The 20,313-nt window shown below is 50.8% G+C and carries 17 protein-coding genes and 1 tRNA gene; 8 read left to right on the forward strand and 10 right to left on the reverse strand.

Going from position 1 to position 20,313, the window contains the following annotated elements:
* Positions 1–261 precede the first annotated feature (261 nt).
* From ACNAOV_RS08475 to ACNAOV_RS08490, 4 genes are read right to left on the reverse strand one after another with little or no spacing between them, the layout of a single operon-like run.
* The gene (locus ACNAOV_RS08475) at positions 262–936 is read right to left on the reverse strand and encodes a response regulator (RefSeq protein WP_416517343.1); all 675 of its coding nucleotides are present in this window, start codon (positions 934–936) and stop codon (positions 262–264) included.
* Complete coding sequence (locus ACNAOV_RS08480) at positions 929–2,194, reverse strand: sensor histidine kinase (RefSeq protein ID WP_416517344.1); 1,266 nt, start codon at positions 2,192–2,194, stop codon at positions 929–931. Before ACNAOV_RS08480 ends, ACNAOV_RS08475 begins: the two co-directional genes overlap by 8 nt.
* A gap of 37 nt (positions 2,195–2,231) precedes the next feature.
* Positions 2,232–3,617 (reverse strand): FtsX-like permease family protein, encoded by a 1,386-nt coding sequence (locus tag ACNAOV_RS08485; RefSeq protein WP_416517345.1) that lies wholly within the window; start codon positions 3,615–3,617, stop codon positions 2,232–2,234.
* A gap of 35 nt (positions 3,618–3,652) precedes the next feature.
* On the reverse strand, positions 3,653–4,390 hold the full coding sequence (locus ACNAOV_RS08490) for an ABC transporter ATP-binding protein (protein WP_416517346.1): 738 nt from the start codon (positions 4,388–4,390) through the stop codon (positions 3,653–3,655).
* Between the two features lie 500 nt (positions 4,391–4,890).
* Here ACNAOV_RS08490 and ACNAOV_RS08495 point away from each other — a divergent pair.
* From ACNAOV_RS08495 to ACNAOV_RS08520, 6 genes are all read left to right on the forward strand, one after another.
* Positions 4,891–4,963 (forward strand) — tRNA-Lys (locus ACNAOV_RS08495).
* The gene (locus ACNAOV_RS08500) at positions 4,937–5,362 is read left to right on the forward strand and encodes a hypothetical protein (RefSeq protein ID WP_416517347.1); all 426 of its coding nucleotides are present in this window, start codon (positions 4,937–4,939) and stop codon (positions 5,360–5,362) included. Before ACNAOV_RS08495 ends, ACNAOV_RS08500 begins: the two co-directional genes overlap by 27 nt.
* A gap of 893 nt (positions 5,363–6,255) precedes the next feature.
* Positions 6,256–7,362 (forward strand): SIR2 family protein, encoded by a 1,107-nt coding sequence (locus tag ACNAOV_RS08505; RefSeq protein ID WP_416517348.1) that lies wholly within the window; start codon positions 6,256–6,258, stop codon positions 7,360–7,362.
* A 2-nt stretch (positions 7,363–7,364) separates the two neighbouring features.
* On the forward strand, positions 7,365–9,296 hold the full coding sequence (locus ACNAOV_RS08510; protein ID WP_416517349.1) for an ATP-binding protein: 1,932 nt from the start codon (positions 7,365–7,367) through the stop codon (positions 9,294–9,296).
* A gap of 234 nt (positions 9,297–9,530) precedes the next feature.
* Positions 9,531–10,664, forward strand: a complete 1,134-nt coding sequence (locus ACNAOV_RS08515; protein ID WP_416517350.1) for a hypothetical protein — start codon at positions 9,531–9,533, stop codon at positions 10,662–10,664.
* Positions 10,665–10,933: 269 nt separating this feature from the next.
* Complete coding sequence (locus tag ACNAOV_RS08520) at positions 10,934–12,286, forward strand: hypothetical protein (protein WP_416517351.1); 1,353 nt, start codon at positions 10,934–10,936, stop codon at positions 12,284–12,286.
* Here ACNAOV_RS08520 and ACNAOV_RS08525 read toward each other — a convergent pair.
* Entirely contained in the window at positions 12,278–13,132 is an 855-nt protein-coding gene (locus ACNAOV_RS08525) for a hypothetical protein (protein ID WP_416517352.1), read from the reverse strand. The two genes, ACNAOV_RS08520 and ACNAOV_RS08525, sit on opposite strands and share 9 nt — an antisense overlap.
* Before the next feature lie 170 nt (positions 13,133–13,302).
* Here ACNAOV_RS08525 and ACNAOV_RS08530 point away from each other — a divergent pair, with 170 nt between their 5' ends.
* The gene (locus tag ACNAOV_RS08530) at positions 13,303–14,163 is read left to right on the forward strand and encodes a DUF4062 domain-containing protein (RefSeq protein WP_416517353.1); all 861 of its coding nucleotides are present in this window, start codon (positions 13,303–13,305) and stop codon (positions 14,161–14,163) included.
* Positions 14,164–14,268: 105 nt separating this feature from the next.
* On the opposite strand, the gene ACNAOV_RS08535 is transcribed toward ACNAOV_RS08530, so the two are convergent.
* The 5 genes from ACNAOV_RS08535 to ACNAOV_RS08555 all read right to left on the reverse strand — a co-directional run bounded on the left by ACNAOV_RS08535 (position 14,269) and on the right by ACNAOV_RS08555 (position 19,115).
* On the reverse strand, positions 14,269–14,778 hold the full coding sequence (locus ACNAOV_RS08535) for a HEPN domain-containing protein (protein ID WP_416517354.1): 510 nt from the start codon (positions 14,776–14,778) through the stop codon (positions 14,269–14,271).
* Positions 14,747–15,868: a DUF262 domain-containing protein gene (locus ACNAOV_RS08540; RefSeq protein ID WP_416517355.1), complete on the reverse strand. Its 1,122-nt coding sequence runs from the start codon at positions 15,866–15,868 to the stop codon at positions 14,747–14,749. Before ACNAOV_RS08540 ends, ACNAOV_RS08535 begins: the two co-directional genes overlap by 32 nt.
* 622 nt (positions 15,869–16,490) lie before the next feature.
* Positions 16,491–17,351: a hypothetical protein gene (locus ACNAOV_RS08545; protein ID WP_416517356.1), complete on the reverse strand. Its 861-nt coding sequence runs from the start codon at positions 17,349–17,351 to the stop codon at positions 16,491–16,493.
* Between the two features lie 502 nt (positions 17,352–17,853).
* The gene (locus ACNAOV_RS08550) at positions 17,854–18,720 is read right to left on the reverse strand and encodes a hypothetical protein (RefSeq protein WP_416517357.1); all 867 of its coding nucleotides are present in this window, start codon (positions 18,718–18,720) and stop codon (positions 17,854–17,856) included.
* A 62-nt stretch (positions 18,721–18,782) separates the two neighbouring features.
* Positions 18,783–19,115 carry a helix-turn-helix domain-containing protein gene (locus tag ACNAOV_RS08555; RefSeq protein WP_416517358.1) on the reverse strand — a complete coding sequence of 111 codons (333 nt, stop codon included), beginning with the start codon at positions 19,113–19,115 and terminating at the stop codon, positions 18,783–18,785.
* 430 nt (positions 19,116–19,545) lie between these two features.
* Here ACNAOV_RS08555 and ACNAOV_RS08560 point away from each other — a divergent pair, with 430 nt between their 5' ends.
* Positions 19,546–20,301: a hypothetical protein gene (locus ACNAOV_RS08560; RefSeq protein WP_416517359.1), complete on the forward strand. Its 756-nt coding sequence runs from the start codon at positions 19,546–19,548 to the stop codon at positions 20,299–20,301.
* Positions 20,302–20,313 lie beyond the last annotated feature (12 nt).

Raw genomic sequence — 20,313 nt, forward strand, 5'->3', positions numbered from 1 at the left:
TTCAACGGAACTGGGGTTTCCAAAGCGAACAAGTCCCGCCAGAACATCATGCGCATAACTGAATAGTTGTAACTCAATACAGCAAGAACCACACTTTTCAATAAAAATTCAGCAAAGGGTCAGCAAAGGTTCTCCCAAATTGAAGTCCTGGGCTTTAGCCACTGACTTCAGCTTCATCCAGTCAACGAAAGCACGAAACTGGAGTCTATCGTTCTTTCTGCTTTTCTCCTCGCGACGCCAGAAATAACTGCTCAGGGATCGTCAGCCAGACATCCCGGCCTGAAACCATGTAATGACAATTTGTGTGCGGTCCCGCAGGCCGGTCTTGTCGAGTATGCGACTTACGTAGCGCCGGACGGAGGTAATTTCAAGGGTGAGGCGCTGAGCTATTTCCTGGTTGGATAGCCCTTGAGCGATGAGCCCGGCTATCTCGTACTCTCTGGGGGTCAACTTATCCAGCTGCTGTCTGGCCTGCGGATCACTGACCTTATGCCGGGCATAGGCTCTGTCGCGATTGATGAGCTCTGCTGTGATACGAGGGGTAAGCACTGCGTCCCCATCGGCCACTGCGTGAATGGCTCGGTGCAGGTCTTTGGTAGACACATCCTTGAGCAGAAAGCCGTAGGCACCTGCGTGCAGACCGGTGAAGGCGTAATCGTCTTCGTCATAGGTGGTCAGGATCAGCGTGCGAATGTCGGGGAACTCCTTGGCAATGACCGCAGTGGCACTGATGCCGTCCATTACCGGCATGCGAACGTCCATCAGGATCACCCGAGGCAACTGCTGGGCGGCTGCTTTCATCTCTCGCAGCATGGTCACTGCCTCCTGACCATTGGAGGCTTGTCTGACGACCTGTAAATCGTGGTCGGACTCGATCATGCGTACCAACCCCTTGCGGAGGATCGCAAGATCATCGACCAGTATCAGGTCAATCATGGACGTTGCCCTCTTTCTCGCTGGTGCCAGGCAGGACGGCTTCTACCGTCCATCTCCCGCTCTCGCTCGGTCCGCAACTCAGACTCCCTCCCATCAGTCGGCATTGCTCGCCAATCTGCTTGAGACCAACTCCTTGATGATCATGAATGACCGGTTTCCGATCGGCCAAGGTTCGCCCATGCTCATCCCCATGCCCATCGTCGTGGATGCTGATTCGGAGGGTGCCGTCCTGCCCATAGTCGCGGGAGATGACGATGGTGCTCGGGTCTGAAGCGTGCCGGAGCGTGTTGGTGATTGCCTCCCTGCTGACGATGAAGCAGAGGTTGTCCTGTCTGGGGTCGTGCAGCTGATGCCCTGTTTTAGTAGACACGACAGCCAGACCAGCCGCGCGGGCATGGGCAATCACGGTGTCGAGTTCGTCGAGCGTGTGCAGCCTGGAGCCATAGCTGCGCCCATCATCATCGGACTCTTCAGGTAGCGCCTCAGGCTCCTGGACAAGGGTACTGACAGCTTGTCGAGTGTCAGCCAATCCGTTCCTGGCAACCTGATTGATGTCCTTAAGCACCTCCTGCAGCTCTTCGACCTCAACCGAATCAGCAAATCCCTGGGACAGGGCGATGATCGTGGTCAGGTCGTGGCCCACGCTGTCGTGCAACTCCCCTGCCACCTGGGCACGTGATATAGCCTGATCCCTTTGCCTGGCAAGCATCTCAGAGCGGATGCGCTCCTGCTCCTCGCGCTGCTGCATCTCGCGTCGAATCCGATAGGACCTGACAGCTACGGCAGCGGCCGCGACCGCCATGATGACAGCCATCCGGGCCGACCATTCCAGAAAGAGCATGTGCCCGGCATGCATGCTGACGGTGACCAGACTGACGGCCGCAACTGCCTCACCCACGCCTGCCGCAATCCTGGGTGCTGGCGATAAACAGACGCAGAAATAGAGAGCGCCTACCAGGGGTATCAGGAAGCTATCATCCGAGGTGGCAAATGACAGGCCAAGGTATAGCAGGGTCTCCATGGTCGTGATAAGCAGAGGAAGCTGTCTGCTCCAGTACAGCAGGCAGGAAGACAGGAGCCCAATCAGACCGATGACCGTCTTCCAAACAGGCAAAGGAATGTTCTCGGCCCAGACTGGAGGAAACATGGGGACGCTGACATAGAGAAGCGTATAAACCAGGCTCAGCAGAGGCATGACGAACCTGGTCAAGCGTTGATTGCTCAACAACTCGAATAGGTAGGTTGCCATGCCCTTCATCGCGCCCCCTCACGCCGTATGCCGAGGATGCCCAGGTTCATTCGCCAGTGTACTGTGCTATCACACCGGCAGGGGAACGATCTGCTGATTTGCGCACCGTGACCCATGAAGCCAACGATGCCGCCGAAGTCAGAAGCAGGCAGACCAGCGCCCAGTGAGCCCAAGGTATGCCGATGCTGGCAGCCCCGAAAACCTTGCGGAATCCGACAGCGTAGGCCATGACCGGCAGAAGGCTGGAGGTGAAGGATATCAGTACGGCGGTGGTTGCCATGATGAACCCTTCAAGAGCGGCCATGATTTCAAGTTGGTTCGGGTCCGCGCCAGCGATCGAGATAAGGGACAGATCCAGGCTTCGACCATGGGCTGAAATCAGGTATCCTGCGCATACTCCAGCCAGCGTGACGACCAGTGCGGGGCCCAGAAGGGTAATGAGCATGGAGAAATCTGAGTTGCTGACATCCAAGTTGGGAGGCAGCAAGCTACTGGAATCGGCGCTGGTCTGATAAAAGGAATCGGTCATCATCAGCAGGGAAACTCCCACGATCAGCGGTATGACCGTGGAACTGAGACTGCGCATGCGGACGCTGGCTTGCCGGCAAGCAATCAGCCATGAGGGGTTGTGAAGAGCGACGAGCCTGGTCCAGCCGCTGGTGACCGTGCCCAGCAGGGAGGGACCTGCCAAGCAGATTGCGGCCAGCAGGAGCATGAAACCGAAAGTGCTTCCCATGGCGATAGGCAGGATGGGCGCAGCGGTGTGCAAACGGACCAGTTGCTCATCAGGGATGGTCCTAGCCTGCATAATCGGCATCAACATGACCGCCAACGCTGCCAACAGACACAAGGAAGCAGCGATACGACGAACCAAACCCGCTGCTTTTGGAGGGATGATTGCAGCTCGCAGGGATTCCACCGGACTGATCTGGCTGATGGTTCGGATGGTCAGCAGCGCGCCGACCAAGGCCACCAATATTCCGCACAAGGTTCCTACTGCCCAGGAAGCCAGCTGGTGGCTGGCGATAAAAGGCTGCCTGCCAATCAGGAACTGGGAAGTCTCCCAGGCATAGAGGGGGTGGGCCAGCAGAGAAGAAGCCACCAGCGAGACCACACTAGCCGCGAGCGCCAAAATGAGCACGCGCAGACAGGTCAGAGAGGTCAGTTGCCAGGGAGTTGCGCCTTGCAGGGACAGGAGGGCAAGGTTACGTCTGCGCTGGTTGATCACCGACGCAACGACTTGCAGAACAATCGATACTGCGGCAATGAGAAGAGCCACGAAGGGAATCATCAAATTTTGGTAGGCTGTGCGGCCCTGCTCAGCCATACCGGGGAGATTGCCCAGGGCCTTGGCTGAAGAGAGCATCATGGCAAGCAGGCCGACCATGGTTTGCGAGGCGATCAGCACGAGGGTGACGCCAGACCAAGCCAAAGGGGCATCCTTGAAATCTCGCAGAAGCAGTCGCATCAGATGCCCGCTTTCGGCACAGGAACCTTGTCGGCTGCGGCTATGCGACCGTCGCACAGATGCACCAGAGTGTTGCAGCGGGAGGCAACTTCCGGACTGTGGGTGACCATAATCACTGCATGGCCCTGTCGATCGGCGAAGGCAGCGAGCTCATTGACGGCCACATCACCAGTCTCCTGGTCAAGGGCACCGGTAGGCTCATCGGCAAAGATGATATCGGGTTCCGAAATCAGCGCGCGGGCCAGGGCAACCCGCTGCTGCTCGCCGCCTGACAGGAGGGTCACATTGGTCTTGAGTAGCCCCCTGATGCCCAGTCTGTCCAGCAGCTTGAACGCCTGATCCTCCGGCCAGCGAGTCTTGCGCAGAATGAAGGGCAGTTTGAGGTTGTCCTCCACGCTCATCGAAGGCACCAGATTATAGGACTGGAAAACGAAACCCAGGTGCGCACGGCGGAACCGTGCCGACGCCGCAGGCCCCTTGGCAGAGATGCACTGACCCAGGACTCCCACTTGGCCCGAGCTGACGGGTTCGAGACCTGCCAGACAGTAGAGCAGGGTTGACTTGCCGCTACCCGATGGCCCTACAATTCCGGTCATGGCTCTCCAGGAGGCGGTGAATTCCACATTGTCCAGGAGAGTTAAGGTCTCCCCCTTCCTAGGCGATACCTGCTTGCACAGGCCGGATGCATGGATAGCGAAGGGCTCGCTCAGGTCGGGAGGATTGGCGGTACACTTCATGGCAGTATCCAGTGCTCGCAAACGGGTGAACGCCAGTATGAGCCTGTGATGCTCTGTACGTGCGGCGATGCATATTGAGCCGGTTCTTTCATCGGAACTCCCTCCCTCAGCGAACTTGCAAGGGCAAGAGATCGCCTCGCAGGGATGATTCTTTCAATCCGAGTATGGGTAATCAACGTCAATCGCCACTTCGCCATCTGCAGATGGCAGAACAAGGACCAGCCAACGCCCAACGGGGAGGAATGCCTCTCTACAGCCTTGGCAGAAGCTTTGGCACACAGGCTCGTTTATTGTCCCGGCACGGATTCCGTCGCACAAGTTCCGTCCCTGCCACCACCCGCCCTCCACGCATCTCAACAACCTGCCTAAGCGGGCGGAAGGATAACGTTTCATGCTGAGATTCTTCATCGAGCTGTACAGGTTTTCAGTGATGCTTCCCCTGAGAACCGGCTTGCCGCGAACTGGAAAAATCCAAAACAAACATGTAGTGTTGAGATGTTGCCCCTCTGGCTCAATGGTTAGAGCAGCGTCCTTTTAAGTCGTGGGTTGTGGGTTCGAATCCCACGGGGGGCACTTTTTCTGCTGGTTTGCTTTTGGTGGCTCAGCGATGGGCAGGAACTAGCAGCACAAGCACGGTTCAGAGCTCTTCTCGGGGGCAGACTCCGTGAAATAATAGAAGCTCTGTTCCGTGACCAGCAAGATAATCCCGAGCGTTATAAAGATCCTGGAATTTTGACAGCACGATATTTGATAGATGCTGGGATTGTAGATAAAACATATACAGCGGCAAAATTCAACGAGTCAGCTCAAATTCTGCAGACTCATAATGATAATGATCAACGCACTCTTCAAGAAATTTTCGGCTTCCCTGTAACAGGCAAGCAAGTATTCCAGGCGCGGTATTTGTCTTCCTTTGGAAAAGTGGGGGGATGTGAGTCCATTACCATAAGTGATGGGGCCGATAATTCATGAAAAATCTTCCACATTTCAAAAAATCACGTGGTAGGCTCACCTCTGCGCTCATATTGTTATCTGCTGTCATTGTTCTAATAGTAAGGCGTTGACGGCGATCGCATTGTCGGGTCTAGTCGTGGACGTGTTGGTCGGCCCCGCCGATGCAAGGAAGACTACGTCCATGAACGCGCTGCGCCGCTCATGGGAGACATAGCACAGCAGAGGCTCAGGGCCGGCTCAACCCCTCAGCGATCGCGGCGCAGGTGCTCACCGAACGGCAAACCCTCATCGAGCAATGCGCCGCCACGCTCCTGACAAGGCCATCGCAAATCGTGAGCCTTGGACTACCCAACTCGGCCCCAAACCCACCGAGTTAAAACGGCAGGCAACATGGCTCAAAGTTGTACGTACCATCGTCGCCTACCGCCATCGCTACCACATCACCGACAGCCAGCCCCCCCCCCCCCCCCGGGCCAGAGTCAAAAGACGCGGCCATAAAGCAAAAGATCAATGCAGCGCGCATACGAACAGCGCTGGATACAACACGAAGCAATGCGCAGGTTATAAATCCCATTCCGCATATTCTTAGGGATACCCGGACTATGACGCGCAAAGGCAGAAACCTGTGATGGAAAGACGGGCATTAACTGATATTTAAAACCCCAAAACACAGGTCAACGAGAACCGTTAGACCTGTTGCGAACACTCGGCTGTCTAAGTATGGCACCTAAGTTCCAGAATCGAGAAGGTCAATGGCAACTTGGCAAGCAGCTAAGAAAGAAGCAGCGCGTTTCTCGACTTCGAACATTGGCTACTTTTATCCCACTTGCGCCTCTACCTTCAGCATCTGATATCGACGTAAAATAACCGTATTGCGGAGTTTTAAAACCGTGCATGCGAGAGAAGGGCAGATGTCTGACAATAATACATCCAACGATGGTGAGTATCCCGCCCCGCACCTGGATATCCGACAGCTACGAAAGCTATGTTATAGCAAACGACTGAACTTCCTTCTTGGAGCAGGGGCGTCACAACCAGCCATACCAACCTTGACAGATGGGCAGAAGCCAAAAGAACTTATCGACCAAATACGCCAAGTCTCTTCTGATCTTGCCGCCGGGTCGGTCTCGGCTGGTAAGGAAATGGACACTCTAGGGGCATACGTCGGGTTCATATCAATGATCATTTCCATTCTCAGTATGTCCAATTCGAGGGCTGTGCCGAGATCCGCGAACATCTTTACTACGAACTACGACCTTTTCATTGAAGCTGCCATGGACCAAGTTATGCAGGAGAACTATGGTGTCATTTTCAACGACGGCGCGAACGGCTACTTTAGGCGTTACATCAACACTTTCAACTACGACCGATCCACGGCACTCAGGGGTCAGTTCGACAATTACAATCATGAAACCCCGACGATTAGACTCATCAAACCACATGGATCCATTAATTGGGGACAATCCAAAGCAGACAAAGATCAAGAGCTCATTGAGGTGCTCAGCCAGCCCGTAGAAAATCCTTTTCTTGTTCTGCCTGATGCAAATGAGTCGGAGCATACGATGGAGAGCCGCCACTTCTTCGAGATGCTTCGGTTGTTCAACATTGAATTGGATAAACCGCAGTCGATACTGTTCGTCATAGGCTTCTCCTTCCAAGACAAGCACATCAAGGGCATGATGCAGAGAGCTTTGCAAAATCCTGGGCTTCAGGTGTGCATCTTCGCCTACTCTGACGAGACATCTAAACCGGACACTGGCAATGCGAGAGAAGACATCATGCACAATCTCGGAACGATATCGAATCCGAACCTGTTGATTCTCTCACCTAAAGACGTGGCCAATTGTGTGATCAATCTTGGAAAGCATGATCCACCTCACGCAGACTCCAAGGCTACAGAAAACAAGTCGGATAGCATACGACTAAACCTAAAGACCGTGACAAGACTGCTCATGCCCAACAATGCCGACAGCTTTCCCATACTGGCACAAGCAGACAGTGGGATAGGGAGCAAATAGATATGGGCGAGGCGAACTATGTCATTGGTGTTGTCATATCTGTTGACGGAGACCAGACACTGATAGGCACGTATGATCTCATCAATGACGATGAGATCATCCACAACGGTCAAATCCTCTACGGACCGCGACTCGGAGCGTACGTCACGGTCAGGCAGAACGACGTCAAACTCATTGCGAAGATCACTTCGGAAAAGGTCATTGATCAGCAGAACACCATCAGAAGCAACGAATTCGACAATAGGTACAGCAAGAACTCCATCAATCGTCTCATCAGCGTCAAAATGCTTGGAGCGATCGAGGATAATCAATTCATCGTCACCAGCTCATACGCCCCGATGGTAGGCAACGAAGCCTACATCACCACCCAGGCGGAGCTGTCCGCGATCTATGCCACCGGACGAAACACAGACAGCATCCCCATCGGCACAGCCTTGCTCGAACGCTCCACAGTACTTATCCCCATCAACGCGTTCTTCGCCGGACATATCGGCATATTCGGCAACACCGGCAGCGGCAAATCAAATACTCTGCACGCGCTCTACTACAAGCTGCTGCACAGCAAATATCGTGAAGGCATTCTGAAAAAGAGCAGGTTCACCGTCATCGATTTCAACGGCGAATACCGGAGCGAAGGCATCTTCGGATTCCCTGAGGATCGCATAGAACGCTACAACGTGGACACGCGATCACAAAAAGGAATGGCCAAGAAGGTCAAAGTCTCCGAGGATTACATCATCAACCCAGATGTACTTATCATGCTGTTCGAAGCGAAACCAGGAGTGCAAGCGCCTTTTATTAGACGATCTCTGAACGTGTTCGAAGAAGTGAAGGAACCAGAGCCCTTCATGAAACTTTGTATGGGACTGCTGCAAAAGATAATCTTAACGGGCAACGCTACCAATGATGATGCACTAGGTGATTGGGTGGAAGTCACAGAAAACTGTTGCGGTGCCGACTGCCTTTCCCAGCTCAGAGAATTGAGACACTACACTAACGGCAGCTCAACAATACAAGATTCCTCTGGCTCCAGTATATGGTTCAACCCCCAAGATCAGACAATCAGCGACGAAGGCAAGAAGCGACTGGGCTGGGAGGGGATAAGCTCTGCTATTCAAAACAAATATAAAAGCTTGAGCATTCTTGATAAATTGCACATGTTCTTCCGCTACCAGAGAGTGTATTCGACTGCTTGGAATGGCACCGATCCACAATATTTGGGTCCTATGTTTTCACGGATCAAGACCAGACTTGAATCATTGAATAAAGTAGTTGACATTGTTCCAGCCGCTCAGATGGGGAACGCGTACCGAAGTGGGAAGTCTTTGACGATCTATTCCTTTGTCCATGCAAATCAAGAGATCAAGCGCATCCTCCCCATGCTGATCGCGAACATGATTTATGACGAACAAAAAAAGGAACAGTCAGACACCGGGTCGATCACCAGAACATCGCATCTCATTATCGATGAGGCACACAACATACTTAGTGACATCCAACGTGATGATGGCGACAACTGGCAGAACCACCGATTGGATTCCTTCGAGGAAATCATCAAAGAAGGCCGAAAATTCGGCTTCTACCTCACTATCGCATCACAGCGCCCAGCTGACATATCATCAACCATTCTTTCCCAAATACATAACTACATCATCCATCGACTGGTCAATGACAGAGATTTAAGGTCGCTGGAAAATACCATGCCGACGCTCGATCACTCCTCCCTCATGACCATTCCCTCATTGGGAAAAGGCCAAGCCGTGCTGACCGGAACAGCATTCCCAGTACCGCGCTTCACCCAAGTTGACAGAAATAGAGAAGTAGCCCCGGCAAGCGATGATGCCGAGCTTACACAGTTATGGCAAATACATGAAGACAGTGACAGGTCAGATCCAACAGATTCGATGTCAAGAATATCTCTCGACGCTGTCTAGATTCCTGAATCAGGTAGTACTGTTGCCAGATTTCGCGAACATACAGAGTCAGCAATGGATGGCGAGTCCACTAAGGATTAAAGCAGCAATTCCTCCATTTCAGGCTACAGAAATGCCAGCTGTATAATCCCCTAAAAGCCATATCATGCCTCGCGCTCTAGACGCGCAACTCCACAATGTCTCTTAGGTATCTAATGTCCCCAAGTCCGTGTGGCTGAACCATAGAATGAGAACATGACACAGCAACGCAGTGGTTCACTTGGTAAAAAAGATGTTGAGCAAAACCATTTTCAACAGGCTCTCAACCTTCTTGACAGGTCAAGTGCCTACGGACATGCGATGGTGGATCGTATCTTCGGCCCGATCGTAGCCGCTGAAGAAAGTCCCGATTTCATCCTCGAGATGCCTTCTCGACCGAATACTCTCATTGGTGTCGAACATCTCCACACTGATCCGAGCGGTCACTTATACACTAACCCGCGCAGACCCAATAAAAAGCCAACCTATCAGTCAGAGCTCAAACGGATCAAAAGCAGCCAAGATACCCTCCAGCAAGAGGGCAAGCACATCGACTGGAATGATGAGAAACAAGAATCCAGAGTCGTCAAGAAGCTGAGCGAACTACTCACAGATGATGCGCGAATGCTTTCCGAATCGGATACATCCAGCCAAATACAGGACCTAGAATTTACTCTGAAACATCACCTGCAGAAAGCCGACTCTTACCGTAAAACCGTTACCGAGTATGGCAGAGGCATGACGCCGAAACATGAATATGGCGGTCTCGCCGTCTACATTGACATGCAGTGTGACTACTCCTACCTCACCATCAACAAACCAGGCAAGCCGCCTCGCAAATGCCGACAGGGAGAACTCCCCGTGTTCCCCGAAGTCGTTCAGATGATACGTGAATCAGCCGAAAGCCATGTGAGATGGATCCTCATCAGTGCGTCAACAATGATCACTGACGAAATGACCAGTGCCCTGCTCTTCGACACTACGGATATTGAAACAAGCATGCGTCAGCAAGAGCTCGAAGTGTGTCTACGTTTCACCTGCCAGACGCATAAGCCATTCGACGATCAACGACCATTCGTGCACACACATGACATAAATGACGACAAAAGTATTCACTTCACCCTCAACAAACAGCAGCGTGCCGGTACAAAGCGTCAACTGCAGCGCCTCGCCAAAGAGGAAGTATGCAAAGCCATTGGCGCACTAGAGCACAATCAGACTTTCGTTACTTCACCGGCCGTACAACTCATGCTCAACATTTATGGTGATTACCTCCTGAAATACAAGCAACCGGGAGTTCCACTCAATCCGGGCGTGATGGACAGACTGCTAAGACTCGACAAACGGTGAACGTTACGGCCACGCCCAGAAATCAAACAAGCCTGTTCAAAACAGAGAACAATTATGAAAAGAACCCGCAACACCACAGCGAAAGCTAGCTTAGTCGACATCATGGGCCAATAAAACATAGCGGGAAATATGAGCTTCCTCAATATTCAGCAAACATGAATTCATCCCTCCTAGGCGAAGAGGATGTAGGACATAGTTAGTTTGAGCCACCGTTTGTCTAAAGTAATAACGAGTATCGGGCTAACGATCGCGTTCAAAGAGAGGTCATTGTGGCCGAAAAGAATCTACTTAACGAGAAACAGCTGGCTGTTTTGCGGTGGGTCGGTGAAGGGCGACCGAAAGGCGTGTATGAGCATGGGTTCGATCATCGGGTGACGGCGCGCGCATTGGATCGACGTGGGTTGCTATCCGTACAGGGGCATGGTAGGTCCTGGCGTGCGAGCCTTACTGATGAAGGACGTTACTACTTGGAGCATGGCGCATATCCGTCATCCGAAAATCCTGATGCTACCGAAGCGAAACTCGCTACATCCCTCCCTACCTCCGAGCCACCGTACAAGCCTGTTGATGATCTTCTTGATCGTCTTGAGTCTGCGGGCGGCGTGCTTCGTTTCGACGAACCAAGTGATGCGGAGCGAATCGGTTATGTTCGTGCCGTCAGACAGCTGCGTTTTTCAGGAGGTTTGGGTCCTCAACGCCGATTGAAAGTGACCGGGACTAGGCGAGGACCGTTGACCATTGAACTCATACGATCTTCAACGCAGGCAGAGATGCCGCCCCAGATTCCCGTGCCTGCTGAAGCTGATCGCAATCGACCCGAGATACAAGCGCTCATTGAGCACGCTTCGCATCTCATGGTTAATGAGACAACCCGTCCGCGAGCACTGGCACTCGTACAAGGCATTAGTGAAGAATGCGTTCGGCGTGGATGGACGCTGAGTGTGGACACGGATCCGAGCTTTCTCATCAGGGTTGGCCAAGATCACTATCGCTGCAAACTCAGTGAAGAGAGGGTGAAACGCGATGTCTACACGGATGAGGATATGGCTGAACGCAAGTATGAATGGCAACGAGTCAGCCCGACGCGCAAGGAAGTCTGGTCAGGCCGCCTCAAATTGGAGCTCGATCCCGGCTACAATTCCCGATCGTGGGCGGATCGCCAGCGATGGACTCTCGTCTCCAAACTTCCCGAGTTCTTCGACATCATCGAAGAATGGAGCCACGCCGCACAAGATAGACGAAAGAAACTTGAAGCCTATCATGCAAAGCAGGTGAAGGAATGGGAGGAAGCCATTCCCAAGGCCCGCGAGGCCTATTTACTCAAGCTCAATGCTGATCGTGCGAGGCAGCAAGCTGAGCAATGTGAGAACGCGGCACGGCTGCGCTCCTATAGTCAAGCGATCCGGCATCATGTTGAGGAATTCGATGAGCAAGCACAAGAACACGCGCTGGAGTGGGCGACGTGGATCAATGAACATGCAGATCATATCGATCCCCTCAACGACACATCCCAACTGACCATGAGTGAATGCAGCAAGTTAGGAGCAAAAGAACTGGATGCGTACATGCCTCATGGATGGAGTGTTGAGAACCCTCCCGAACCACGCACCTGGTTACCGTGATTTGCGAGCTTGCATAATCGGAACGCCAAACCGACGTTGAATATCATCAGCCTGTGTCGTGAGTTTCGCGGTACGCAGGACACGGATCGCATGAGTCACTAGCTCATCCAGCCGCACTACCTCTTGCCGTAACGCTTTGAGCTCGTCCTGACGCGCGACAGTCTCGGCACCACACCATTGGCGCAACAAGTCACGGCACCGTTTACCATAAGGCTCTTCGAAGTCGCTGGACGCAACTTCTTCCGGTGTAACAAAAATATCTTCGTCTTTATGAAAGTAACTCTTGTACCATCGCCCATGTGTTGATTCCAGTTGGACTTCTGATTCCTGTTTTTCGACCTCATGCAGCATCTTGTCAGAGTAGAGAGTGCAGGCAGTTCTCACGATAAGCTCAGTGGTCGCCCATGGCACAATCCACCCATCTTCGTCATCAAACGATTCGGGAGCATCTCTCAGCAAAGACTCATCAATTTGCAAATATCCAGCGAGACCAGCAACATCCTTTACAGCAGTCACTCCGGTATAGCCATACGCGGGACTAGCCAACTCGTCGTCAATTAGCGTTCTAAAGACTTCGTCGATCGCAAACTCTACTGGCGCGCCTTCCAAACCAGGATGAGTATCGACTCTATCCCAGCGAGCCTCTCGAGCCTCGAACTCCACAGCATCTTTCCAGATCACCTTCAAACGAGCAGGTGGAATCCACTCCTGTCTACCCTCAAATTGTTCATCGATAAACCGGACAAGCGTCCGTGGTGGTTTCTGCGTCCCGATCTTGAGGACTTCGACCTCAACCAACGAGTCAACGCTATGCGCCCGATAACCCCAACGCTCACCAATCTCCATACACAGCATTGTCCCAGACCGGAGCGACCTGCATACTATCTTTCTTTTCTTATACAGGAAGCTGATCACAGCCTCATTCCCACTCAGTCTACAGGTCAAATCCAGTCCAAAACAGCAGAAGTTTGCCAATAGTTCTGCGGATGTGGGTATGTGTTCGTAGGCTTAGGCATATGAGTTTTACTGCTTCCATCCTTCGCGTAGTGATCGCCTCTCCTTCGGATATCACCGAAGCGCGAGATGCTGTTGAAAGAGCACTCCATAACTGGAATGATGCCAACTCTATCTCGAAACATATTGTTCTTCTTCCTTGGCGTTGGGAGACAGCTTCCGTGCCACTTCTCGGAGAACACCCTCAGTCACAGATTAACGAACAGGGCGTCGATAGCGCCGACATTGTCATCGCGCTGTTCGGTAGCCGTCTCGGTTCGCCTACACCAGGCTCGGTTTCTGGAACGGTCGAAGAGATCGAACGTTCCGTCGCCACAGGCAAACCCGTCCACCTGTACTTCTCAACGGCGCCACTACCCCGCGATATTGACACGGCACAGCTTGATGGTTTGAGGGAATTCCGCCGTCAGATCCGTCAGCAAGGGCTGCTGGGAGAGTTCTCCAACGTTGCGCAACTGGAAAATGAAGTGTGGAAAGCGATCGAATTCGACATTGACAAGCTCGACTTCACTGTTCACGACCCTGGTTCGACCGGACCGCATGGAGTGAGTTTTTCTGCACAGCCCCATGAAGAACGAGAACTCAAAGACTATGACAAAAGAGGCAGGGCGAGGTACACAACTCGATATTGGATTGAGATCACGAATTCCGGTGACAAGGATGCCACGGACGTCACATTCGAAGTCTTGGGTGAGAACCCGAGCATGATGCTGATCGGGGATGATGAGCCTACAACAATTCATGCCGGTCAAGCCCGGCAACTTCACGTTATTCACTATTTCCAAAGTGGTGACCCAGATATCGTCCGCATCCACTGGGATGAGAACGGAGAAAAGAAGCAAAAGGACTTCCACGTCGGATGATCATCTCATGAACGGACACTGCCAAAAAATCCAAGAGTCAGTCAAACCAGTAAAGACCGAGGACTGGAATGCCGTGCGCGAAACTTGGTATAACTTGAGGAACGGCTATAAAATTGCCGATGAGAACCATTCTATTACATGCTTGCCTTCTTCATAATCTTTTAGAGCCTCATCAAATGTAAGGTTTATCGAATTACTCATACCGTTGTGAACGAACGAGTTGCGATTACTAAGGATTTGCCCATAACTATTGATTGCATTTATCTTATGTTGTCTTACCAAAATATCGTTCTTCTGCTGGCTAATAGTTTTAAATTTTTGTTCATACTGTTCACCAAAACATTTTAAATACTTCGACGAAAGTTCGGCATATGAAATTCTTCCATTCGTACGTTTCCAGTGTTCGTGCGCAAAAACACTAAATATCTCATCCTCTCTTGAATCGACAAATTCAAACAAAGCATGCCGTATTTCAATTTCGTAAGAGGTGACAGCAGCAACAACAACCATACCTGTAAAGGCAATCTGTTGATCGGGTCTGCTTATGTAAGGATAAGCAACTTTTAACCCACCAAGAACCGTTTCAGCGTGCTGATACATGTTCTTGATCATCATCGTTATATTGTTTCTTACTGAGATATTTAAGAACAGTAAGAATCCTAAGTTGAACTGTTTTCTCGTCGGTCGTATTTGTCGTTGTTCTGTCGATAAACTTCGTATCCTGCTTCAGCCTATTCCAATTCTGGGCAAGGTGCTCGATATCGAGCTCATCGTAATTTCCAATCAGCACGGATAACACCGAATCTAATGTCGCAACGTTCAGTCGACCGCGCGGATGAAATGGTCTTGAACCAAACCTACTGCAGGCGAGCTCTGTCGCTCTCGTAAAGGCAACTTTAAAATGGTACGCAGTTTCAATTGTTGCTTCTCGGTTTTCTTCTATGACTTTATTCAAGAATTCCGTTAAGGGTTTTTCGTATTGGTCTCTATAAAAAGATAGCGCAAACACTCTTAGTACTAGCTCAGTATCTTTTTGTCGTCTATCTTGTGTCGGTTTACCCAACAAAGCTCGCCAATTCGAATCACTATTAAGTTGTTTAAGCCCTTCATTGAAAGGACCTCGATACACAACGTTTCTAATTTCTTGGCTACTTAAGCGGGTGCCCCCAGTGTTTAAGCGTTCGAAGATGTAATAGGCACTGGAGCCATCGTTGTCGGGCTGAATCTGCTGGACATTCATTACACGAATGACACTGGAGCGAAGTTTGCGCTGTTGCTTCTGATCAAGTTCATCGAAAGATTTACCCGCCCAGGGAGCTTTATCACTTAGTCCAGTCAGACGGAATACTTTTCGACTCCCATTGGGTCGTTCTCCACCGAAAAAGCCCTCGAGATAATAAATTATACTGGTAAGCCTTTGCTGCCCATCAATAACTTGGAACTGATTGTTACTATCGAGGTAGAAAAACAGTTGTGGAACTGGCAGCCCTGTAAGAAACGAGTCAATTAATAATGAAGCTTGCTTTTGACTCCATACATAATTTCGCTGGTACTCAGGTATAAATATGTCACCTTGTTTCCACATATCAAGCAAGACTTGAAAGGTCAAATCTGAAGGATATGTCATGACATCATACGTTAAATAAGGTATTTCTTCATTGTCTAAATCTTCTTGACCTTCATACTCCAATTCATCTTCCGCCATATTTCAATTCCCTCATCGATAATCCAGCTTTTGTACGTATGTCAGCTAGCTTACACGGGTGGATGTCCGATAGCGGTATTGTGTTCCCCATTCTTCTTTTTTATCCGCCTTGATATAATGATCCTCTACAAGAAGTCAAACACTGAAGTTCTGCGCCCTATACAGAACGATGCCCGCAGGGCGGAAACATCATCGCTTGTGATGGCCACCGCTCGTACATCCTCGACAACCATCTCCAGACGTTTAAGTCATGAATGTAGGCATAATAAGGGTAATTCCCGAGTTTTTGAGCAAATAGGCTTTTGTCGGCCTGTGTGCGCTTTCAGTTCGCTGTGTTCTAGTGTCATTGAGTCGGAACACGTCCAGGTAGCGGCGGCTGGACCATTGGTTGCTGGCGACGTAGCGGATGCTCGGGTGGTGAGCATCAGAGTGGCAGCACTCTTGAACTAACGGTCATAGCGTTTTCGAGTTAGTGTCATCATGAACACCTTTCACGGTTAAATGGGCGCCCCAAAATATTACCCTCTCCGAATTCCATAACATTCGAGTAAAGGACTTTATATCTTCTGTACCGGCAGAACAGACGCCGAACCGCCCTCACAACCTTATAATGCTGACATGGTCAGAGACCCAGATATTTCTTGAACTCATCATCCGTCATTGGCGTAAAATCCTTCAGAACTTCAGAACGATATTCCTCAACAAGATCACGACCCTGTCGCTTATACTTTACCGCTTGTATGTTGTTAAGTTCCCGTTTATCAGGAAATTCGTCTTTGATTTTTTGTTTAGTCGGTGCAAGCTTTCTACTATCTGATGTGTATGTCGTCCTTTCATCTTGAATAGTCTCAGTAGCAAAACGATTGTAGAACGGTGTCAAATCCATCAAAGATCGCCAGAAAACCCATTTTTTAGGGACCAGCAGAAGGCAATCTTCGCGCATGGTCGATGTCGTAGGATCTATCAGAAGAAATGGTTTGGTTATAAGCTGCCTTGTTCCAGAATTGTAAACTTCTCTATCCTGGTTTCGTGTTTTTGTTTTTAAAGCCGGATACTTATTCAACATTGAATGATTGAATTGAACTAATTCTGGATAAATAATCCTTGTCGTTATATCTGAAATTCGATCTGGTCCAATTCCATCGAAAAACAGCCGAATATCTTCGAGTCTGTGGAGTGCAGCGTACTGAACAACAGGCATCGATAGTTGACGCCATATATCATCTGCATAGTGAGGGCCAACGCCACTCCCTCTCGGGTGTCCTCTACTAAGACCAAGACGAGTTTCGTTCACCTCGCCTAAGGCAGATAGAAGGATCCCGACCTGCTGCCAAACTTGCTGCAGATGTCGATTGTCGGAGACGTATAATTTCCGAGAAAAATGATACAAGGTGTTTTTCAGCTGACCTACCCAAAACTGATGGATCCGCACGAATGGCACTTGGATCGAGAAACACCTCATTGTCACCAGAAATCTCGACATCTACAAATTCTACAGGACTGCTAATTCCATATCGCTTAGTAACTCTCATATGTGTATCTCTTTCCAGAGTGCAACTACGCACAAAACATATTCGTCATGGTACTACGAATTTGTTTTTTCTATGGCTTCCGTGAGCGCAGCAGGATACTTGGACACGTTGTTGTGTTTGCTTGTTCATGCTATCAGACCGAGTGAACGGCGGTATTGATCCTGGGTTCTAGATAGAAGTGCAACAGGGGTGCAACGCCTTGCCTACGGTTGGGATTGTCGACGAATATCTGTTAATACAAGCAACCGGTTGCCCGGCTGTATCTTGGCGCCATGGAGTGACTGCTGGAATTCATACAGGGTCTCCAAATAACATTCGTCGATTGAGACGCTTCGTTGATTCTGTGTATCTATACCACCGCTAGGTTCGGGTTAAGTCCTCGTTCAAGTTGCCATGGTTTTTGATTATTCTTTCCTGCCTTTTCTGACTTGCGAGAAAGCTATGGCGATTGCGTCAGGATCTTCCTGCTTCTTGGAGTCTGCGCAGGATATTTGCCAGGAGAATTACCGAGTCTGCGGCAATTCCTGTTGATGTGCGATCCGCTCTGGGTGAGTGCTTCATCTTGTGTGCAAGTGCCGATGCCTTTTTGACCAGACCACGAAGCTCCTGATTTGAAGCTCCTGGGAGTCTGCGATCAATGTACGCTCCAATGCGGATATCCGTTTTATCTACAGGCGGAGGAGTACTTCCTTCGGGACAATCGGTTTTGGGATCATAGACCGTCGCGCTGAGCGCTTCGAGGACGCCGACGCACCTGTTGCCAACGTCTTTGTAGTCTGCAACGGATAGTGCGGAACGGAACCGTTCCCTCAGCTGTTGAATATATTCGTCTACCATCGGCCAACCGAGAGCATCGCGTGGAGATACTGGCCGCGTCAACTCGTTGGTAATCTCCCGCTCCTGGAGTTGTTCCAACTGCTCCAGGATGGGCTCGAACACCTTGCCGATCATTGCGCGACGTGCCTGCCAACTCCCGTAGCCGTCATGGGCTAGCCAGTATTCCTTGAACGATGTGAAATCGATCCACGGCGGACGGAATCGCACACCGTGGCGCAGGAGCACCAATCGAAGGGATCTCAATGCGTCATGAGACTGCTCGTTAGTGATGGTGACTTGTGCCTCATTCGTTCCGTAGGACTCGTATTCACCGCGTATAGCACGGGTAAGACCGATTGCCGAGTCAAGGTCATTGTCTCCGACGATCGGCTCTTTTGCAAGGTGATCCACAAGCTCCATGTTCAAGACTCGTTTCCCTTCCTCGGCGGCACCCCATCCCGAGTCCGGGTCATGAACTTGTTGAAAAAAGTCATCGAATCTCATATATTCCAGTATTCGAGCAGAGCCCGACCTTCCATCAATCTCGTACGTTAGGCGCATGCTGGTCACTGGCGTCTACGTCCCCGCGGTCTTATGGCACCTCCTGTACTGATAATGGCGGCGCGCGCATTCAACCGGCCCACGCCAAGCTTCTTGGTGATTTCAGCGAGAGTCAGACCGCTCTCGTAAAGCCCTCGGGCCTCTTCCCGAACATCAAGGGAAAGATCATGATTGCGCGTCGGCTGCCCGGCACCGGTGACGATCTTCCAAACGGTGCTGCGGTAGATGTCGAAGCTGCTTGCAATCTCCTTGACAGGCGTCCCTGCGGCATACGCCTCGAGGACTTTCTGACGAGACGGGTAGCTCAAACGAGTTTGAGTTTTGAGCGCCCTGTCCACGACGCGCCCACGAACATCGCTCCGCAGAGCCTTCGACGGACGGGACAGGAAGGCCCGTTTCCCCTGCAACGCCCGGGAAATCAGTGACTTGAGCGCTACCGACTGGTTTGAAAGACCCCTATGCAGGCGCACTTTTTCTGCTGGTTTGCTTTTGGCGGCTCAGCGATGGGCAGGGACTAGCAGCGCAAGCACGGTTCAGAGCTCTTCTCGAGGGCTGATCCCAACGAGAATGGCTCTTGGTGGGTTCCAACGCCAAGAGCCATTCCACCTCAGATGCTGCTGCGCTATTAGACAACAGGCAGCCTGATATTGGCGAAAAGAGATGCTACAATCTTGCTACTGGCAACAGAGTTGTTGTGGCAGTGTATGCCAGTATCGGCAATATAAACGATGTTCTTTGTGTGGAAGAGGACCTTTTAGGGAGGTACTCATGATGCATGTGCAAAAACTCATGAAAAATGTTGTGCTTCTCGCAGTCCTGCTTTCTATGACCATACTTTGCGGTTGTGGCGGCCAGAAGTCTTCTCAGAATCAAGCCCACGAAAAGAGCAGCGCTGAGCACAGTGGGTCTCTGGCCCAAGAGAAGAGCAGCGCTGAGCATGTTGAGTCTCTTGAGAGTATTTTCAAATCATATGCTTCCCGTGAGGATTTGGACGACTTCGAGCGAGATGTGTTGAATCGTGCAGTAAAAACAGGTCATATTGATCCTGCCGACTATGAAGCTGCCCACGACAAATATCTGGAGTGCATGGCTAATGCAGGATATGATGAGCACGACACCAAAATGCCCGATGGGCTTTATCAGAGTTCAGAGAACATGGACCCAAACACTGATAGTAAGCAATGGTTTAAGCAGTCCGTTACATGTTCTGACCATACGATTAAAATAATAGAAGGTCTGTTCCGCGACCAGCAAGATAATCCCGAGCGCTATAAAGATTCTGGAATTTTGGCAGCACAATGTCTGATGGATGCGGGGATTGTAGATACAACATATACAGCGGCAAAATTCAATGAATCAGCCCAAATTCTGCAGACTCAAAGTGAAAATGATGATAATGACCATCGCACTCTTCAAGAAATTTTTGGTTTCCCTGTAGCAGGTAAGCAAGGATCCCAGGCGCGGTATTGTCTTTCTTTGGGGAATGTGGGCATTACCGTAAGTAATGGGGTAGATAATCCATGAAAAATCCTCCAC

It is taken from the genome of Bifidobacterium asteroides (genome assembly GCF_048001765.1).
Taxonomy (GTDB): domain Bacteria; phylum Actinomycetota; class Actinomycetes; order Actinomycetales; family Bifidobacteriaceae; genus Bombiscardovia; species Bombiscardovia asteroides_K.

What these genes read in the sequence shown, in the direction of transcription:
- ACNAOV_RS08475 (WP_416517343.1), bottom strand. Translation starts at nt 936, where the DNA reads ATGATTGACCTGATACTGGTCGATGATCTTGCGATCCTCCGCAAGGGG.
- ACNAOV_RS08480 (WP_416517344.1), bottom strand. Translation starts at nt 2,194, where the DNA reads ATGAAGGGCATGGCAACCTACCTATTCGAGTTGTTGAGCAATCAACGC.
- ACNAOV_RS08490 (WP_416517346.1), bottom strand. Translation starts at nt 4,390, where the DNA reads ATGAAGTGTACCGCCAATCCTCCCGACCTGAGCGAGCCCTTCGCTATC.
- ACNAOV_RS08505 (WP_416517348.1), top strand. Translation starts at nt 6,256, where the DNA reads ATGTCTGACAATAATACATCCAACGATGGTGAGTATCCCGCCCCGCAC.
- ACNAOV_RS08510 (WP_416517349.1), top strand. Translation starts at nt 7,365, where the DNA reads ATGGGCGAGGCGAACTATGTCATTGGTGTTGTCATATCTGTTGACGGA.
- ACNAOV_RS08515 (WP_416517350.1), top strand. Translation starts at nt 9,531, where the DNA reads ATGACACAGCAACGCAGTGGTTCACTTGGTAAAAAAGATGTTGAGCAA.
- ACNAOV_RS08525 (WP_416517352.1), bottom strand. Translation starts at nt 13,132, where the DNA reads ATGGAGATTGGTGAGCGTTGGGGTTATCGGGCGCATAGCGTTGACTCG.
- ACNAOV_RS08530 (WP_416517353.1), top strand. Translation starts at nt 13,303, where the DNA reads ATGAGTTTTACTGCTTCCATCCTTCGCGTAGTGATCGCCTCTCCTTCG.
- ACNAOV_RS08535 (WP_416517354.1), bottom strand. Translation starts at nt 14,778, where the DNA reads ATGATGATCAAGAACATGTATCAGCACGCTGAAACGGTTCTTGGTGGG.
- ACNAOV_RS08540 (WP_416517355.1), bottom strand. Translation starts at nt 15,868, where the DNA reads ATGGCGGAAGATGAATTGGAGTATGAAGGTCAAGAAGATTTAGACAAT.
- ACNAOV_RS08545 (WP_416517356.1), bottom strand. Translation starts at nt 17,351, where the DNA reads ATGTCGAGATTTCTGGTGACAATGAGGTGTTTCTCGATCCAAGTGCCA.
- ACNAOV_RS08550 (WP_416517357.1), bottom strand. Translation starts at nt 18,720, where the DNA reads ATGAGATTCGATGACTTTTTTCAACAAGTTCATGACCCGGACTCGGGA.
- ACNAOV_RS08560 (WP_416517359.1), top strand. Translation starts at nt 19,546, where the DNA reads ATGATGCATGTGCAAAAACTCATGAAAAATGTTGTGCTTCTCGCAGTC.